The sequence below is a fragment of the Loigolactobacillus rennini DSM 20253 genome, from assembly GCF_001436505.1.
GTDB lineage: Bacteria > Bacillota > Bacilli > Lactobacillales > Lactobacillaceae > Loigolactobacillus > Loigolactobacillus rennini.
In genome coordinates this window covers 26,423-42,419 of the sequence record NZ_AYYI01000105.1, presented here as the reverse complement: position 1 = coordinate 42,419, position 15,997 = coordinate 26,423, and the positions used below count along the sequence as shown (strand labels likewise).

The window sequence follows — 15,997 nt, the reverse complement described above, 5'->3', positions numbered from 1 at the left end:
AGAAGAACCCTTATCAGATAAGGGTTCTTCGGCCATTATATGGAAGCGGCGGGAGTCGAACCCGCGTCCAAGCATATCGCCACTGAAATCTCTACGCTCATAGTCATCCTATTTCAAAATTCGCTTAACACAAACGCCGGATCACATGGCAACCAGCATTAAGCTAACCTGATCATCTCTTTCAATCACTTCAGGTGGGAGTCATTGACGTAGCCCACTTCATTTAAGACCCGGATCTAACACATGGGCGATGCTAGGCGGATCTACGCAGCTACTGTTTAGGCAGCTAAAGCGTAAGAATTGTTATTATTTTTAGCAGTTATATTTAACTGTAACGTTTTAACGTAGACGTCACCTACGAAGCGCAATCTCAGTTCAAACTATACCTGTCGAATCCTGAACGCCCCCAAATTTCTACGCTATAAAGTATAGCATCCTTTTTGATTAACGCCAAGTTATTTGCTTACATAACTTTCCCAACATAACTTTTATGTGGCAACTGAGCAAAATCCAACTGCTGTAGTTGTTGAACATCTGTACAATAATAAGTCAAACTCTCTGCTATCATTAAATTTAAGTTAGGCTGTTGTTGATTATAAACCACAATTGGCATGTGATGTGCTGCAGCATAACCAATTTCAAACATCGTACCAGGATCACTCGCTGATGCACCATAATCATAGATTGCAACCAGCACATCTGCCTGCGTCAATCCCGTTAAATCTTCTTGATAAACCAATTTTCGCCAAGCTGCTGTTCCAAGTTCTAAATTAGCTTGGTTGGTTTCCTTCATTGGCACAAATAGTGATTCAACACTTTTGTTAAGGCGCAAGTTTTCTTCCACAGATTGTAAAATTTGTCGCTGCTCATCATCAAAAAAAGGACCTGCTAAATAAACCGCTGCTGCCATTTTATTAATTCCCCCATTTATAATCACAAAGTAGTTTTAGTATATTTGACTCACAATTAAAATGCAATTAGCTTTTAAGCACAAAGCGCTAACCGCGCCAAACTTGCCAGAAATACAATCCGCCAATGCAAACTAAAGCAATCATTAACGCATAAAAAGTTGCTTGGTTTAAACATAATACTAAAGTTGCAAAGCCCAAAAAAGCTAACACAAAATAATCACCCCAAGGAAAAAGAGGTGTCGCAAAATGTGTTGTTCGGGCCGCTGGCGTTTTTTTATATTTTAAATGCGCTAAAATAATTAATGCCCAAATAAATAAAAAGCAAGTAGTTGCAACGCTAGAAATAAAGGTGAAGACAATATCCGGTAACCACAAATTCAATAATACAGCTGATGCAATTACTAACGTAGAAAATAATAGTGCAAAAACAGGAACATGGTTTTTAGATAACCGGCTTAACCACCGCATATGCGGATGTTCAGCACTAGACATTAAAGAAAACAGCATCCGCCCTGTACTATATAACGCACTATTACAGGCAGAGGCGGCTGCTGTTAGAACAACAAAGTTTACAATACCAGCAGCAGCGCGAATACCAATATTTTCAAAAACTTGAACAAAGGGACTTTGCGCTGTTGATAACTGATGCCAAGGATAAATTGCCATCATGACCGTTAACGCACCAACATAAAATAAAATAATTCGTAAGGGGATATCATTAATTGCTTTAGGCAAAACTCGGTCAGGCTGTTGCGTTTCTGCAGCCGTTAAACCAACCATTTCAATTCCGACAAAACTAAATACCACCATTTGAAAAGATAAAATAAACCCCTTTATTCCTGTAGGAAACAGCCCACCAATCATTAAATTAGTCAACGTCGCATGTCCACTAGAAGTTTTAAAATGAACACTAAGCATAAAAATACCAGTTCCAATTAGCGCTAAAATAGCGATAATCTTAATCAGCGCAAACCAAAACTCAACTTCACCAAATGCCCCCACTGTAAATAAATTTAGGCCTAATAAAAGCACTAAAAATAGCAATCCGGGTAACCACTGCGGTAAGGCAGGAAACCAGAAGCGCATATACACCCCAATCGCCGTGATTTCTGTCATAGCAATCGTAATCCAGCAAAGCCAATAAATCCAACCTGCTACAGTTCCTAAACGTTGGCCTAAATAACGTGTGATAAAATCGACAAAAGATAAAGCCGACAAGTCAGATAACAATAACTCTCCTAACGCTCGCATCAATAAAAAGCACATCACGCCAGTTAATAAATAAGCCCAAATAATTGCCGGCCCTGCTAAGTGAATTGCTTTACCAGCGCCTAAAAATAGGCCAGTACCAATAGTGCCACCTAATGCAATCAATTGAACGTGTCGACTTTTTAAATGTCGTGCCAGTGATGGCGTTTGTTTCACTTTATGATTTGCCATAACAGCCTCCACTTACTTAATTAAATTGAAATAAGTTAATGAAAAATTCATTATAGCACTGAAAATCAATGGTTTGCAGATTTTAAAGCAAAATAGTTTTTAAAATTAGCATGTTATTAAATTAAAAAAGCAACTAAGTTTGCGCTATTCACAAACTTAGTTGCTTTTATTGACCTTACTTTTATTTACGTAAGCGTTCAACATCACGGACAATCATTAATTCCTCATCCGTCGGTACCAGCAAAACTTTCAACTTAGAATCTGGTGTACTAATAATTTGTTCTTTACCATGAACATCATTACGTTGATCATCCATATACGCACCAAAGTAGCTTAAACCATCAATGATCCGTTTGCGCATGATCACATCATTTTCACCAATTCCTGCTGTGAAAATTAGGGCATCAGCACCACCCATTTCAGCAATATAGCTACCAATGTATTTCTGGATTCGGTTTACAAAAATATCAATACCCAGTTGCGAACGCGGATTAGTGTCACGTGTTTTTTCTAATTCTCGCATATCTGGGGAAACACCAGAGATTCCTAAAATACCTGATTTATGATTTAAAATATCGATCATTTTCTCTGGATCTGAGATGTTTAACTTTTGCATTAAGAAAGCAACTAATGATGCATCAATGTCTCCTGAACGTGTTGCCATTGTTACACCTGCTAAAGGCGTAAAACCCATCGAAGTATCAATTGAACGTCCACCATCAATTGCTGTAATGGAAGCACCTGCACCTAAATGTAAGGTGATCAATTTCAAATCTTTTAGCGATTTGCCTAACATTTCAGCAGCACGTGTTGCAACATAACGGTGGCTAGTCCCATGTGCACCATATTTACGTGCGCCATATTTTTGATAATATTCATACGGAATACTATATAAATAATTAACTGCAGGCATAGTTTGGTGGAAAGAAGTGTCAAAAACCGCGACACTTAGCGCATTAGGTAACAATTTACGGAACGCCTTAATTCCTTTTAGTTCAGCCGGATTATGCAACGGTGCATATTCCGCTAAATCATCGATTTGCTGAATCACTTGATCATCAATCACTGTTGATTGTTTAAATGTTTCGCCGCCAGCAACAACCCGATGGCCCACACCAACAATTTCAGCAATATCATCAACGATTTTTAATTCCGTTAATTTTTTTAATAGCATGTCGACAGCCGCAGTTTGGTCGTCAATATCTAACACATCTTTAAAACGTTTTTGCTCATCTTGGCCGTATTTTGCCGTAAACACAGAATCTTTTAATCCTACCCGGTCGACCATTCCTTCAGCAATTACTGATTCAGCAGGCATTTCAAATAATTTCCACTTTAAACTGGAACTACCTGCGTTAATTGCAATTATCTTTGACATGACTTACACTCCCTGACTTCAAATTTCATTAAAAACAAGATTAGATTGCCTAATCTAAATTTTGCTTTTTCCACTGCATCAGTTCTGCTGCAAAGCGCTGAAAACCAGCTTGATCTTTTAGTGATGGAAATTCACCTAGCATTACTTTTTTAGCTTGCTTGGCATTGCCACCTTTATTTTGCAAAATCAAAATTGCTTTTTGCGCATCAGCACTGTGAAATAGCTCACGGGGAAGATTAAGCAGCCCCTGCATATACGTTGCAGATGTCATCCACTTAGTTAATGTTTTTGCCTCTGCCGATTTAAAAATTAGACTTGGGACAACAAAGAAACCAAAACCACCTGCAGCCGTATAACGCATACTTTGTTCAATCAATAAATGGTGAGCGTATGAATGTCCCTTTTCCGCATGAGTTGTGAATTTTTTTGCCCGCTGATCAATCGGATAGTAGCCAATAGGAAGATCCGCAACACTCGCCGTTACCTGTGGCACAACTAAATCACTAATCGCATCTTGATGAAATAATTCGACATTCAGCCCCTGCAAACGTGCGCTAACACTAGCTAAAGCCAACATGGTATCATCATTATCAACGCCATACGCTTTTAGCGCAGGCGCCCCTGCATCCTGCAAACGATTCAAAACTGTATACAATAAATTCCCAGTTCCTACCGTTAAATCAAGGATGGTTGCTTGATCAGGTAAATCAGCTAAGACCTCAAATAAGTAAGCAACTAAAAAACCAATTGAATCTGGTGTCATTTGATGATTAGCTTGCATGAGATCAGTCCGTTCTCCACGCAAAATAGCTAACTGAACAGCCTGCCGAATCTCATCGACAGATAGTGGCGCTAAATCAACTTGTGCATATTGTTGGCGCAATTGTTGCTGCACTTCTGGTCTTGGTAACCCATCTTCAACGTGAATGCGGCCACCATCTAAAATATTTTCACTAGTCTCAATTAAGGCATCCATATAGGACACATCTAAATTTTTCTTTAATAATGCGGCTGTTGTATCAAGTCGCTTATACAATTCACCGACATCTGATTGTCCCATTTTTTCACCTCAAATAAAAATCTTCACTCTATCATTCTAACGAATGCCCACTCCTATTTCAAGCGCTTCCTGTACGAATTGATTAGTGTCTTGCCGGTTTACTCAGGAAGAATTTTTTTAGTAATTTGTTTTTTCAAACCCTTTAATTCTACTGTGGCCGTTTTATCGGTTAAAATCACTCGGCCCAGATTAAATTGATATTCCGTTTGTTTTTCACCATGCTGCCGCCGCCATTGGGCTAAGTCAATTAAACAAGCCACTTGATAATTTTGTTGTGCTAATTGTAGCGTGCGCATTTGCCGCTCATAAACATGTAAATAACCACTTACTAGTAATAACAGTAAACTCAAAAACAAGCAAGCAGCCAAAAGCAGACTAGCCGAACGTTTTTTCATAATCTCGCCTCAGTAACAGGTAAATAAAAATTATTTTGGTAACATTGCCCACTTAAAGCTGTCACTGTTACCTGAATAAACGGCTTATGGTAAGTCACCGTCGCATGCTTAACACCTAATAATAACGGCATGTGACCTTGTTTTGTTCCTGCAAGCCTTATCATATTTTTGTAAGGCTCAATCCGATAGTGCTTTTGTCGATTTGGTTGATAAAAATAAATTTTATTGTTTTGCTGTCGTTCATAAACTGCACCAGCAATAAAATGATCTAACTGATGAACCGCTAAATGCCACCGGATATCTTCCTCAACAAAAGTAGCTTGGACAACCTGTTTAACTTGCTTCAACTCAGTTTGCATCAGATCCACCCCTAAAATAAAAACAAATAGTGCCACCAAAGTTTCTAATAAAGTAAAAGCTTTCTGAGTTTTACCAAGTAATCTCCGCATAATAATCTCCTTGGCCAACGCTTAATTTACCTGAATTTGCTTTAACTCGATAGGTGTGTTGATTAACCTGCAAAGATGTCAGGCTACTATCATGATGTAACTGACGCGCTGCAGTTTGTAAGACTTGCGCTTGATCCGTGGCCTGTCTTTGCCACTTTAACTTCAAAATGAATTGTTGAAACGTCAAATTAAAACTGAGAAAACCAATTGCAATAATCATTAAGGCACACAGACTTTCAGCTAAAATAAAAGCTTGGTGCTTACTCATAAATCCCCCATCCCATCTGCGGTTTAATTGTGGTAATCCGATTAAAATAATGTGAGCGAAAATGAATACTTCTGGGTCCTGTATGTCCGGAAGAATCGATCATGATCCCTTGTACATCAGCCTGCATTTCAGGTGGCAACCATAACTTTCGTTGAGAAACCACCGTTTTTCCAGCAATAATCCGGAAATTAACGTAATCTTTATAGATTCGAATTTGAACTTTTTCTTGTTTTAAAACAGCATGTGCTTGAACATAGCGCCATTCTTGATCAAAGTTATGAAAAAATAATTGCTCAACTTGGAATTGGTTTAACGGGCCAAATTGTGTAATGGGAATTAGCGCAAAGACAACAACCAGCGCTAAAACAATGATGGATTCTAGCAGTGTAAACGCCCGGTGTTTCATGGATTCAAGCTCGCAATTTGTTTTGCCCGTTTATATTGTCTTTGGGTTAAATAGCCCTCAGATTTAAGCTGATTTAATGTTGGCGTCCCTCCGCCATGCGCATTTTGATAAAGCTCCCGCTGTGTCTCTACGGTGCTGACAAACGCTTCATCACCAGTAGATTGTGCTTTCTTACGCTGTGCTCCCACATTTGGTAAAATAATTAAAATCAGTAGTGTAATGATAAACAAAACAACCACCATTTCAATTAAGGTAAAAGCATTTTTTGTTACTAGCTGTTTTTTTAACATTAATATAACCCCTCCATCATGTGGTACATCGGTAACAGCAAACTTAAGTAAACACCAATAATTAGCAATGCAATTAAACCAAACAAAACCGGCTGGATGTAAGTCGCTAGCTTTGCCAAAGCAGCTAACATTTTTTGATAGGTCATCCGGGCTGCCATCAATAATTCATCACTTAAGTGCTCCAAAGAACGGCCTTTACGAATAAAAAGTGTTAACTGTTTTGGCAATAAAGGCTGCTGTTCAATAATTTGTGCTAGTGATACTCCTGCTTCTAATTGCGGCTCAATTTGCCGCCCTAAACAATACAAAAGGCTATTTGGTGCCATTTCGCTAAGCAGACGACAAATTGCTTTCAAATCCAAGCCGCCTTTTAATAAAATTGCCAAATTAAATAAAAGATAATAATGGTAATAGGCGCTGTAAACGCCGCCAACAAAAGGTAGTTGACTACGTGCCTGTGCTTTTTTTAACGGATCACGTTTTAATGAAATTTGGACAAAACGGCTGAGCATCATGATCACTAAAACTAAAATGACAGCAACAAATAACAGCCAATAGACAATTACTTCCCGGTCCAGATTTAATTGCCATTGCCGCAGCTCAGGCCCAATCACATAGCGCAATGTGATTAGTAACCCCAAAATTAATCCCAAAAGTACTAATGGATAACGTAATAACTGTTTTAAACGCTGCTGTTGTGCCATCTTTTCAGCTAATAAGCGTCCAATTTGTGTTAAAGAATCTGTTAGATCACCATGTTCTTGCGTGATTTTAATTTGGTTTACGATATCCTGCTTCACACCTATGCGTTCAAAACCAGTCGCCAAGCTGGCACCAGCTGCTAATGTTTGATTCAATTTAATTAAATGATCGGCGTATTGCGGTAACAACACTTGCATAAATTGAATACTCTGCGAAATTGAAAAACCAGCTAACAATAGATCCGCTAACAAACTAAAAAAATCTGCTTGGAAAGTTAATTGTTGTTGCTTAGCCGTGCCAAAAAGCTTGCCGCGTTGTTGCGTCGATTTGACCCAATTTAGCGGCATCAGCCAAAGATTGTTGCCAGTTTTTTTCATTCGTTTTACCTCCTGCTTCTGGCTCATAAATATCAAGTAATGCCGCTGGACCGTTTGTTGTCGGTAACAGCCGCTGATAAGCAACTGCAGTTAAGCAATGCGTTAGCGTTGCAGTATCGACTCCTAATTCTACTAAACGCGTACTGACTTTACGTGCAGTGCGCGCATGAACCGTACTCAGCACCAGATGGCCACTTAACGCAGCATTAACAGCTGCTTCAGCCGTCTGAGCATCACGAATTTCACCAATAATCATAATATCCGGCCGGTGACGCAACGCGACCTTTAACAATGCTGAATAAGTCATGCCAGCTGCTTCATTTACTTGTAATTGTAAAAATTCTGCTTTAAATATCTCAATTGGATCTTCAATGGCCATCACCATCTTATTTTGGCCTAGTTTTGTTGCTAATTGGTACAATGTTGTGGTTTTTCCTGAACCAGTAGGCCCTGCTAACACCACCAAACCACGACGCTGACAAATTTGTATCAGTTGCGTCAATTGATCGGGCATTAAATACTGGACTGCTGTTGTATTAGGATAAATAAAACGAATGACCAATGATTCTTGATTTTGAAAAGAACCTACTGTCGACAGCCGCAAAAAGATAGTCTGTTTGCCAATAACGATACGCCGCGCCCCTAATTGTGGGCGACGCGTTTCGCTTAATGCCATTTTAGCCGTAAATTTAAGATGGTTGAGCCAAGCTTTTGCACAATCAGCAGTAATTGTCTGAAAAAAAGTCATCCCAGCTGATGTGCGTAAATATAAGCGGTAAGTCTGATAATACGGCAAAAAATATAGATCACTAGCTTGCTGTGCAATGCATTGTTCTAATAGTTGGGTTACAACCTTTGTCACCGACAAATCGCTCGCCTCCTTGTTAGTTCTATTTTTAATATACGTAAAAGTCATAGCAGTGATTTATTTAAAATACACCAGCGAAGTGTTTAGTTTCTGAATAATAAACAAAAAAGACTGAGTAAATCACTAATGTGATTTACTCAGTCTTTTAAAAATCTGCTAACACCCGCTTGATTCAACCGCGCAATGTCATTTTAAAGTCATTAAGCTTCTGTATTTTCTGGTAATTCGCCAGCATAATAAACTTCCGAAACATCATCATCATCTTCAAGGCGATCAATCATCCGCTCAAATTGTTCCACTTTATCTGCTGGAACTGGAACAGTAGTTTCTGGAATCATGGTCAGCTCAGCCGTTGCTAGCTTATAGTCTTTTGCTTCCAATGCATCGCGAACGGCCGCTAATTGTTTAGGGTCAGTGTAAATTTCAAAAGCATCATCACTGGTTTGCATATCGTCTGCACCAGCTTCTAATGCATCTTCTAGCATTTGATCTTCATCAACGTCTAAATCTTTACGTTCGATGACAATGTAGCCACGACGATCAAACATGTAAGAAACCGAACCCGCTGAACCCATTGAACCACCATTACGGGTAAATGCAACCCGAACGCTAGAAGAGGTTCGATTTTTATTGTCGGTTAACGCATGAACTAAGACAGCTACACCGCCAGGTCCATAACCTTCATAAGTGACTTCTTCATAATTTGTTGCATCAGAACCAGAGCCTTTATCCACTGCTCGTTTAACGTTTGTTTTTGGCATGTTTGCGGCACGTGCTTTATCCATGATCAAACGTAGTTGGGGGTTAGATGAAGGATCAGGGCCCCCAGCTTTTACAGCCATGTATAACTCGCGTGAGATCTTTTGGAATATTTTTCCGCGCTTAGCATCTTGGGCGTTTTTGCGGCCTTGGATGTTATGCCATTTTGAATGTCCTGACATGTTATGTCCCTCTTTCCTTTACCATCAAAATAGTGTGCCCAACTAAAAAGACACCTAATTTATATTAGCAGAAGCTGGCGCGTCAATCAAGGCTTTAAGCCGCTTTTTTACCATGATACTGTCGAAGTTGTGTGATTATCCAGGCTAGCAAAATTGCCAACAGCGCACCACTTGCATCCAAAATAACATCTTGGAAAAGAGGTGTACGGCCACCCGTCAAACTTTGGTGAAATTCATCTAAAGCTGCATAGCCAGTCGCTGCTAACCAGACAACAACCATCGTTAATTCAGTTTGTTGAATGCGCTGCTGATAACCCATATAACCGCCTAGCCCAATTAAAAAGTAGCTACCAAAATGTGCTGCTTTACGGATAAAAAATTCAATAAATTTAAAATAGCCACTATGACTAACGCTGATCGGCTGCCCTGCATAAGTAAAATGAATTGTTGCTAGTTGCGTCTTAAAAGGTTGATGTTGTAGCCAGCGTTGTAAAAATGGCACTGCAGTCTGTTGTTGATAAGTTTGGGCTGAACTAATAAATAATAAAAGCATCACACCAGCCGCTAACAGTAACCACCAATTTGCATGCTTCTGTTGCTTGATGTCATCATCTCCTAATAAAAATAGAATAACGCAAAAATAAAGCCTGTACCAGCCTTCAATCATTTTTACCACAAGCAATAAAGGCCGAACAGTCCAAATGAACTGCTCAGCCTTTTCAATTCATGATTCATGTTTACACATTATTCAACCGTTACTGCTTTAGCCAAATTACGCGGTTTATCAACGTCATAGCCCCGATTTAAACTAGTGTAATAAGCTAATAATTGAGCAGGAACAACGCTGAGTAAGGCTGACAACAACGGATTAACATCAGCCAAAACAACTTGATCTGATTGTTGTGCAACTGCGTGCATCGCAATTGTCAACACATGAGCACCCCGGGCCCGTACTTCTTGAACATTACTTCGTGTGTGACTAGCAACTCGTTTATCAGTTATGATTGCAATAACTGGTGTCCCCTTTTCAATTAATGAAATTGTCCCATGTTTTAATTCCGCACCTGCAAAGCCTTCAGCTTGGACGTAAGAAATTTCCTTCAGTTTTAAAGCTGCTTCTAAAGAGACAGGATAATCGTAGCCACGACCAATGTAAAAAGCATTACTAGTCGTTCCTAAATAAGTTTTGGCTAACTGATCAAAACGGTGGTGTTCATCAATCAATGTCTGCATCCCGTTTGCCACTAAACCCAGTTGCTTACGAATATCAAATTTTTGTGCTGTCACAAGTTGTCGTGTCTCACCTAAGGCTTTAGCTAAAATCGCTTGTAGTGCGATTTGAGCAGTATAAGCCTTAGTTGAAGCAACCGCAATTTCTGGCCCTGCTTTTAACAATAAAGTATAAGTCGCTTCTCGCGATAATGTAGAACCAGGCACGTTAGTCATCGTTAAACTAGGATAACCCCACTGCTTAACCTTAACTAATACTTGCCGACTATCTGCAGTTTCGCCACTTTGCGAAAGAAATAAGAAGAAAGGCTTTTTAGCTAACAAAGGCGTATTATAACCAAACTCACTGGCTAAGCTGACTTCTGTTGGTAACTGTGCTAATTTTTCAAACATTGATTTAGCGACTAGTCCAGCATGATAACTTGTTCCTGCGGCCAAAATATAAAGTCGGTCTGCTTGTTTAAGTGCCGCTAAAAGTTCAGGCGCAATTTGTGGTTGACCTTTTTCGTCCAAATAAGTTTGTGCTAGGCGGCGCATTACTGTCGGTTGTTCATTGATTTCTTTTAACATGTAAAAGGGATATGGCCCTTTTTCGGTATCGCTAACTGACATGTCAACGTGATAAGGTGCTCGCTGGACAGCTTTTCCAGCAATAGTTTCAATATTAATTTTATCTTGCGTTATGGTAACCATTTCCCCATCATGCAATTCAATAAAATCCTTGGTTTGATCGAGCATTGCCATTGCATCTGAGCAAACTACGTTAAACCCATCACCAACACCCACTAGCAAAGGACTTTTATTTTTAGCGACAAACAATTTATCTGGTTCTGTCCGGTCAACCAACAAAAAGGCGTACGAGCCATCCAGCAACGTCAAAGTTTTCCGAAAGGCTTCACGACCTGAAAGCTGATCTGTTTTTGCAAAGTACGCAATTAGTTGGACCACGACTTCTGTGTCCGTTTGACTCACTAACTGAACACCTTGTAAGTATTGGTCACGTAATTGTGCATAGTTATTAATGACACCATTGTGAACTAAATAGAAACGGCCATCTGCTGAAACATGCGGGTGTGCGTTAATATCACTGGGCTCCCCATGTGTTGCCCACCGGGTATGACCAATTCCCATCTCACCCTGCACCGCTGGTGTTAATTTTGCTTCAAGGTCAGCAATTCTACCTTGTGTTTTAACTAAACTATCATGACCGTTTTGGTCATTCACATAAATTCCAGCGGAATCATAGCCGCGGTACTCTAATTTTTTTAAACCATTCAATAAAACGTCCCGACTATTATCTTTTCCAATTATGCCAACAATTCCACACATTGTGCATCCTCTTCTCTACTAGTTTAACAGTTCGTTTCCACTGCTTGATCCCTGCTTTGTTGCAAGCTTACACTTGTTTTTAACATGAGATCTGTAGAGTGCAGACCCTAGAGTCACCCGCCGACAATCGATAAACTCTATCCTCGTCAACCAATCAAAATGGTCCTGGCGCTATTCCGATTTAATAATTGGTATAGTCCTCCTTTTTCATTGCTTTTCTGGAAACAGAAACTAATATAGCCCACTAATTAGCGCTTGTCAATTATTAACGAATTATTTTATTCAAATTGGTATTGTAACAATCAGGTTAACTTGTGCTGTCTCACTAACAGTTACAACAAAGTTACTGCGACAAAAAAACAGCGGTACCAAATGCACCACTGCTCAATTGCTTACTGACCCTTAAAATTATATTTTCGTGACTAAATTACATACTAAACTGATCAAAACAGCACTTAGATCCCCACACGCTCACGAACAACTGCGGCAATCCGTTCAACATATTGATCCACTTTTTCTTGAGTTGCAGCTTCTGCCATCACACGTAATAGTGGTTCCGTACCACTAGGGCGAACTAAGACACGGCCCTCACCATTCATTTCTTTTTCAACCGTATCGATCACCGTTTTAATTTCTGGATCAGCTAAAGCTTGTTTTTTATCTGCTACTTTAATGTTCACCAACCGTTGCGGATAAGTCGACACTGGTGCCGCCAATTCAGATAATTTTTTCCCGGTTTTTTTCATTACGTTAAGTAACTGGATCCCGGTTAATAAGCCATCACCAGTAGTATTGTAATCAAATAAAATAATGTGGCCGGACTGCTCGCCGCCTAAATTATAGCCTTGCTCACGCATTTCTTCTACGACGTAACGGTCACCAACTTTAGTCTGTTTTGAATTTAAGTTAGCAGCTGCTAATGCTTTATACAGACCTAGATTACTCATAACGGTAGTCACTACCGTATCCTGCTTCAACCGACCGCGATCTGAGAAGTACTGACCAAGAATAAACATAATTTTATCGCCATCGACGACTTGACCATTTTCATCAACTGCAATACACCGGTCACCATCACCATCAAAAGCTAAACCAACTTGTGCTTGTTTATCAACTACTGTCTGAGCTAATTTCTCAGGATGTGTTGAACCAACGTGATCATTGATATTGATACCGTTTGGCTTAGTGGCAATTGTCGAAAAATCAGTATCCAAATCAGCAAACAAACGCGTCACAATGCTAGAAGTTGCCCCATTTGCCGCATCTACTACCACATTGATGCCAGACAAATCATCAGGTAAAGTTTGTTTTAAAAATTGCGTATACTTCAGCATACCTTCTGGATAATCTGCTAAAGTGCCCAAACCATCCGTTGCTGGACGAGGTAACTTATCCTCATCAGCATCTAATAATTGCTCAATTTCAGCTTCTTGTTGATCCAATAGTTTAAAGCCATCTGGTCCGAAAAACTTAATACCATTGTATTCAGCCGGATTATGTGAAGCTGTGATCTGAACACCAGCAGCTGCACCTTGGATTCGAGTTAGATAAGCCACCGCTGGCGTTGAAATAATTCCTAAATTCAAAACTTCAATTCCCACGGAAAGCAGGCCAGAAATTAATGATTGTTGCAATAATTGTCCCGAAATTCGTGTGTCGCGCGAAACTAAAACCAATGGTTTTTTATCTTTATCTTCTTGGTATTTTGCCAAAACATAACCGCCGGTCCGTCCGACGCGAAAAGCAAGTTCTGGTGTTAATTCCTGATTTGCCACACCGCGAACGCCATCTGTTCCAAAATATTTATTCATGATTAAATTCCTCATTTCATATTAGCAATTAACGCTGACTTGACGAACCCGCTGAACTTTCGTCTGAATTAGTACTACTGGAACTAGCTACACTCGATTCAGAATTCTCAGATTCGCTACTGGAAGTCGCGCTGTTACTTTCACTACTAGATTCTGCCGTTTGCTGCGTACCATTATCTGAATTGTTCACCGTAATGGACACTTTGACAGTATTCGGACTAGCTTGCACGCCGTCCGGTGTTGGGACATCAATTGTCTTAGTGGTGCTATGTTTAATGTCAGATACTGAAACATTTAAAGAAAGTTGCGATACTTTATCTAAATCTGATTGCGAGCCCGTCAACGTTACATTTTTAACGTTGCTTGACAGCTGATAAGATTTGCCAGAAGCACCATTTCCTGTTTGCTTCAAGTTAAGCGGTACTTTCTTCGACGGTCGACTAACCGGAATGGTGACTTTAACCGTTTTCGGATCCAATAATGCGTTGACCGTATTACCACGTTGATCTAGTGGTTGTAATAAAGTTGCCTGACTAATGTCACTGGTAATATTATTTTCTGTGTTTACATTAGCAACAACTTGTTGAATCGCGTTCACTTCTGCTTTAGAACCAGAAACAACCGTCGTTGCTTGGCTTAATCGCGGTTCTCCACTAGTATATCCCTGTGCTAAATTAGCTTTGTTAAACTTCACTTGAATTGGGAAACGTTTCACCGCTTTAACCTGAATATCTACCTTAATCTTACTCGGGATGATCCGATAACCTAGCTCCTTATTCAAACCAGACTGCCGTAAACGTACAACATGTTTGCCAACGCCTAATTTTTCCAAATCAGCAATCACTTTGAAATTTTGCGTGTTCGCCGTTGCTGTTACCAAAGCACTTGGGCCTTCAATGTTGACTTTAACCTTTTCAGGATAGCCGGTGATAAAATATTTATCCGTATCCGCATTGATTTGCAGTGGTATTTTTAACGTTCGACTTTTATTAGCCAACATGGTAGTGCTACTATTAGTCGCTTGACTAGTCGAATTGATCTGGTCAATGTTCACATATGTAAACAACATCCCTGCAAAAATTAGCGCTAAAATACGGTAAACCCAAGGACTATTGAAAAACTTGTTAAAGTTGATCATTTACGGGTCCCTCCTTTAACAATGCCATCAATAAATTCTTGAAAAGCATTACGCTGTGGTTCCTCAGGCTGAACCAACGCTCGGCGTAAGTATTTTAAATAATCTTCTTGGCTAAGTTCCTGCAGCATTTCACTGTTACGGGTAATCATTACACCGCCGGTTTCTTCAGAAACAACAATAGTGAGCGCATCAGTCACCTCACTAATCCCCACTGCAGCCCGGTGCCGGGTGCCATATTCTTTAGGAATTAAATTACTCTCCGAAAGCGGCAAATAAGCAGCAGCGACAGCAATTTTGCCATTTTGAATGATCACAGCCCCGTCATGCAACGGGGTGTTGGGGATGAAGATATTAATCAACAGCTCTCCGGTCACATCCGCATTCAAATCAATTCCCGTTTCGATATAATCTTCTAAACCGGTATTCATTTGGATGGTGATTAACGCGCCAATCCGCCGCTTTGACATGTACTGAATGGCTTTATCCAGTGCAGCTACCATTTGGTTTTCTTGCTCATTTTGATTACGACCACGCATGAATAAAGAACCTCGGCCTAAATGTTCTAAGCCGCGCCGAATTTCGGGTTGAAAAATGATCACAATCGCGATGACACCCCAATTGATCACTTGGTCCATAATGTAAGACACTGTGCGCAAACCGATACCCCAACTGATCAGTTTAACTAATACAATGACCACAATGCCCTTAAGTAATTGGACAGCTTTAGTGCCGCGCACTAACATAATCAGTTTATAGACAAAGTACCAAACTACTAGAATATCTAGTACGTTGATAAAATTGCCCCAGGTTAGCAAGTCACTCCAGTTAAAAGACATGCAGCTACCTCCATTTTTGTAAACTCGCGTATTATTATAGCACGAACAGCAATTATATGCTGTGACATTCTTAAGCTAGCTTTAGGAAAGTTACCAATATCTTAACGATAATTACTGTCAATTTGTTTTATAATGGAAAGCAGACCCACCTTCAATTTAAATTATCCA

General features: G+C 39.8%; 17 protein-coding genes and 1 other RNA gene. All 18 read right to left on the bottom strand.

The window, feature by feature from the left end; genetic code table 11:
* Positions 1-37 precede the first annotated feature (37 nt).
* Positions 38-408, bottom strand: a transfer-messenger RNA (tmRNA) gene (gene ssrA, locus FC24_RS11395).
* Positions 409-463: 55 nt separating this feature from the next.
* Positions 464-910 (bottom strand): nucleoside 2-deoxyribosyltransferase, encoded by a 447-nt coding sequence (locus FC24_RS10985; protein ID WP_057874886.1) that lies wholly within the window; start codon positions 908-910, stop codon positions 464-466.
* An 88-nt stretch (positions 911-998) separates the two neighbouring features.
* A complete protein-coding gene (locus tag FC24_RS10980; RefSeq protein WP_057874885.1) occupies positions 999-2,351 on the bottom strand; it encodes an amino acid permease in 1,353 nt (450 codons plus the stop codon).
* Positions 2,352-2,532: 181 nt separating this feature from the next.
* Complete coding sequence (locus FC24_RS10975) at positions 2,533-3,729, bottom strand: acetate/propionate family kinase (RefSeq protein ID WP_057874884.1); 1,197 nt, start codon at positions 3,727-3,729, stop codon at positions 2,533-2,535.
* A 49-nt stretch (positions 3,730-3,778) separates the two neighbouring features.
* Entirely contained in the window at positions 3,779-4,789 is a 1,011-nt protein-coding gene (locus FC24_RS10970; protein ID WP_057874883.1) for a class I SAM-dependent methyltransferase, read from the bottom strand.
* A gap of 98 nt (positions 4,790-4,887) precedes the next feature.
* Positions 4,888-5,184, bottom strand: a complete 297-nt coding sequence (locus tag FC24_RS10965; RefSeq protein ID WP_057874882.1) for a hypothetical protein — start codon at positions 5,182-5,184, stop codon at positions 4,888-4,890.
* Positions 5,181-5,633 (bottom strand): competence type IV pilus minor pilin ComGF, encoded by a 453-nt coding sequence (gene comGF, locus FC24_RS10960; protein WP_057874881.1) that lies wholly within the window; start codon positions 5,631-5,633, stop codon positions 5,181-5,183. The genes FC24_RS10965 and comGF overlap by 4 nt, the downstream gene beginning before the upstream one ends.
* The gene (locus FC24_RS10955) at positions 5,614-5,901 is read right to left on the bottom strand and encodes a type II secretion system protein (protein WP_057874880.1); all 288 of its coding nucleotides are present in this window, start codon (positions 5,899-5,901) and stop codon (positions 5,614-5,616) included. The genes comGF and FC24_RS10955 overlap by 20 nt, the downstream gene beginning before the upstream one ends.
* Positions 5,894-6,307: a competence type IV pilus minor pilin ComGD gene (gene comGD, locus FC24_RS10950; RefSeq protein ID WP_057874879.1), complete on the bottom strand. Its 414-nt coding sequence runs from the start codon at positions 6,305-6,307 to the stop codon at positions 5,894-5,896. Before comGD ends, FC24_RS10955 begins: the two co-directional genes overlap by 8 nt.
* Complete coding sequence (comGC, locus tag FC24_RS10945; RefSeq protein ID WP_057874878.1) at positions 6,304-6,597, bottom strand: competence type IV pilus major pilin ComGC; 294 nt, start codon at positions 6,595-6,597, stop codon at positions 6,304-6,306. The genes comGD and comGC overlap by 4 nt, the downstream gene beginning before the upstream one ends.
* Entirely contained in the window at positions 6,597-7,676 is a 1,080-nt protein-coding gene (comGB, locus tag FC24_RS10940; protein ID WP_235807411.1) for a competence type IV pilus assembly protein ComGB, read from the bottom strand. The genes comGC and comGB overlap by 1 nt, the downstream gene beginning before the upstream one ends.
* Positions 7,588-8,544, bottom strand: coding sequence for a competence type IV pilus ATPase ComGA (comGA, locus tag FC24_RS10935; protein ID WP_057874877.1), 957 nt, complete (start codon positions 8,542-8,544; stop codon positions 7,588-7,590). Before comGA ends, comGB begins: the two co-directional genes overlap by 89 nt.
* 200 nt (positions 8,545-8,744) lie before the next feature.
* On the bottom strand, positions 8,745-9,485 hold the full coding sequence (locus tag FC24_RS10930; protein ID WP_057874876.1) for a YebC/PmpR family DNA-binding transcriptional regulator: 741 nt from the start codon (positions 9,483-9,485) through the stop codon (positions 8,745-8,747).
* 94 nt (positions 9,486-9,579) lie between these two features.
* Positions 9,580-10,152, bottom strand: coding sequence for a VanZ family protein (locus FC24_RS10925; protein WP_083485699.1), 573 nt, complete (start codon positions 10,150-10,152; stop codon positions 9,580-9,582).
* Positions 10,153-10,229: 77 nt separating this feature from the next.
* Complete coding sequence (glmS, locus tag FC24_RS10920; RefSeq protein ID WP_057874875.1) at positions 10,230-12,044, bottom strand: glutamine--fructose-6-phosphate transaminase (isomerizing); 1,815 nt, start codon at positions 12,042-12,044, stop codon at positions 10,230-10,232.
* 455 nt (positions 12,045-12,499) lie between these two features.
* Entirely contained in the window at positions 12,500-13,855 is a 1,356-nt protein-coding gene (glmM, locus tag FC24_RS10915; RefSeq protein WP_057874874.1) for a phosphoglucosamine mutase, read from the bottom strand.
* Between the two features lie 28 nt (positions 13,856-13,883).
* Positions 13,884-14,993: a CdaR family protein gene (locus FC24_RS10910; protein ID WP_057874873.1), complete on the bottom strand. Its 1,110-nt coding sequence runs from the start codon at positions 14,991-14,993 to the stop codon at positions 13,884-13,886.
* Positions 14,990-15,829, bottom strand: coding sequence for a diadenylate cyclase CdaA (gene cdaA / locus FC24_RS10905; RefSeq protein ID WP_057874872.1), 840 nt, complete (start codon positions 15,827-15,829; stop codon positions 14,990-14,992). The genes FC24_RS10910 and cdaA overlap by 4 nt, the downstream gene beginning before the upstream one ends.
* Positions 15,830-15,997 lie beyond the last annotated feature (168 nt).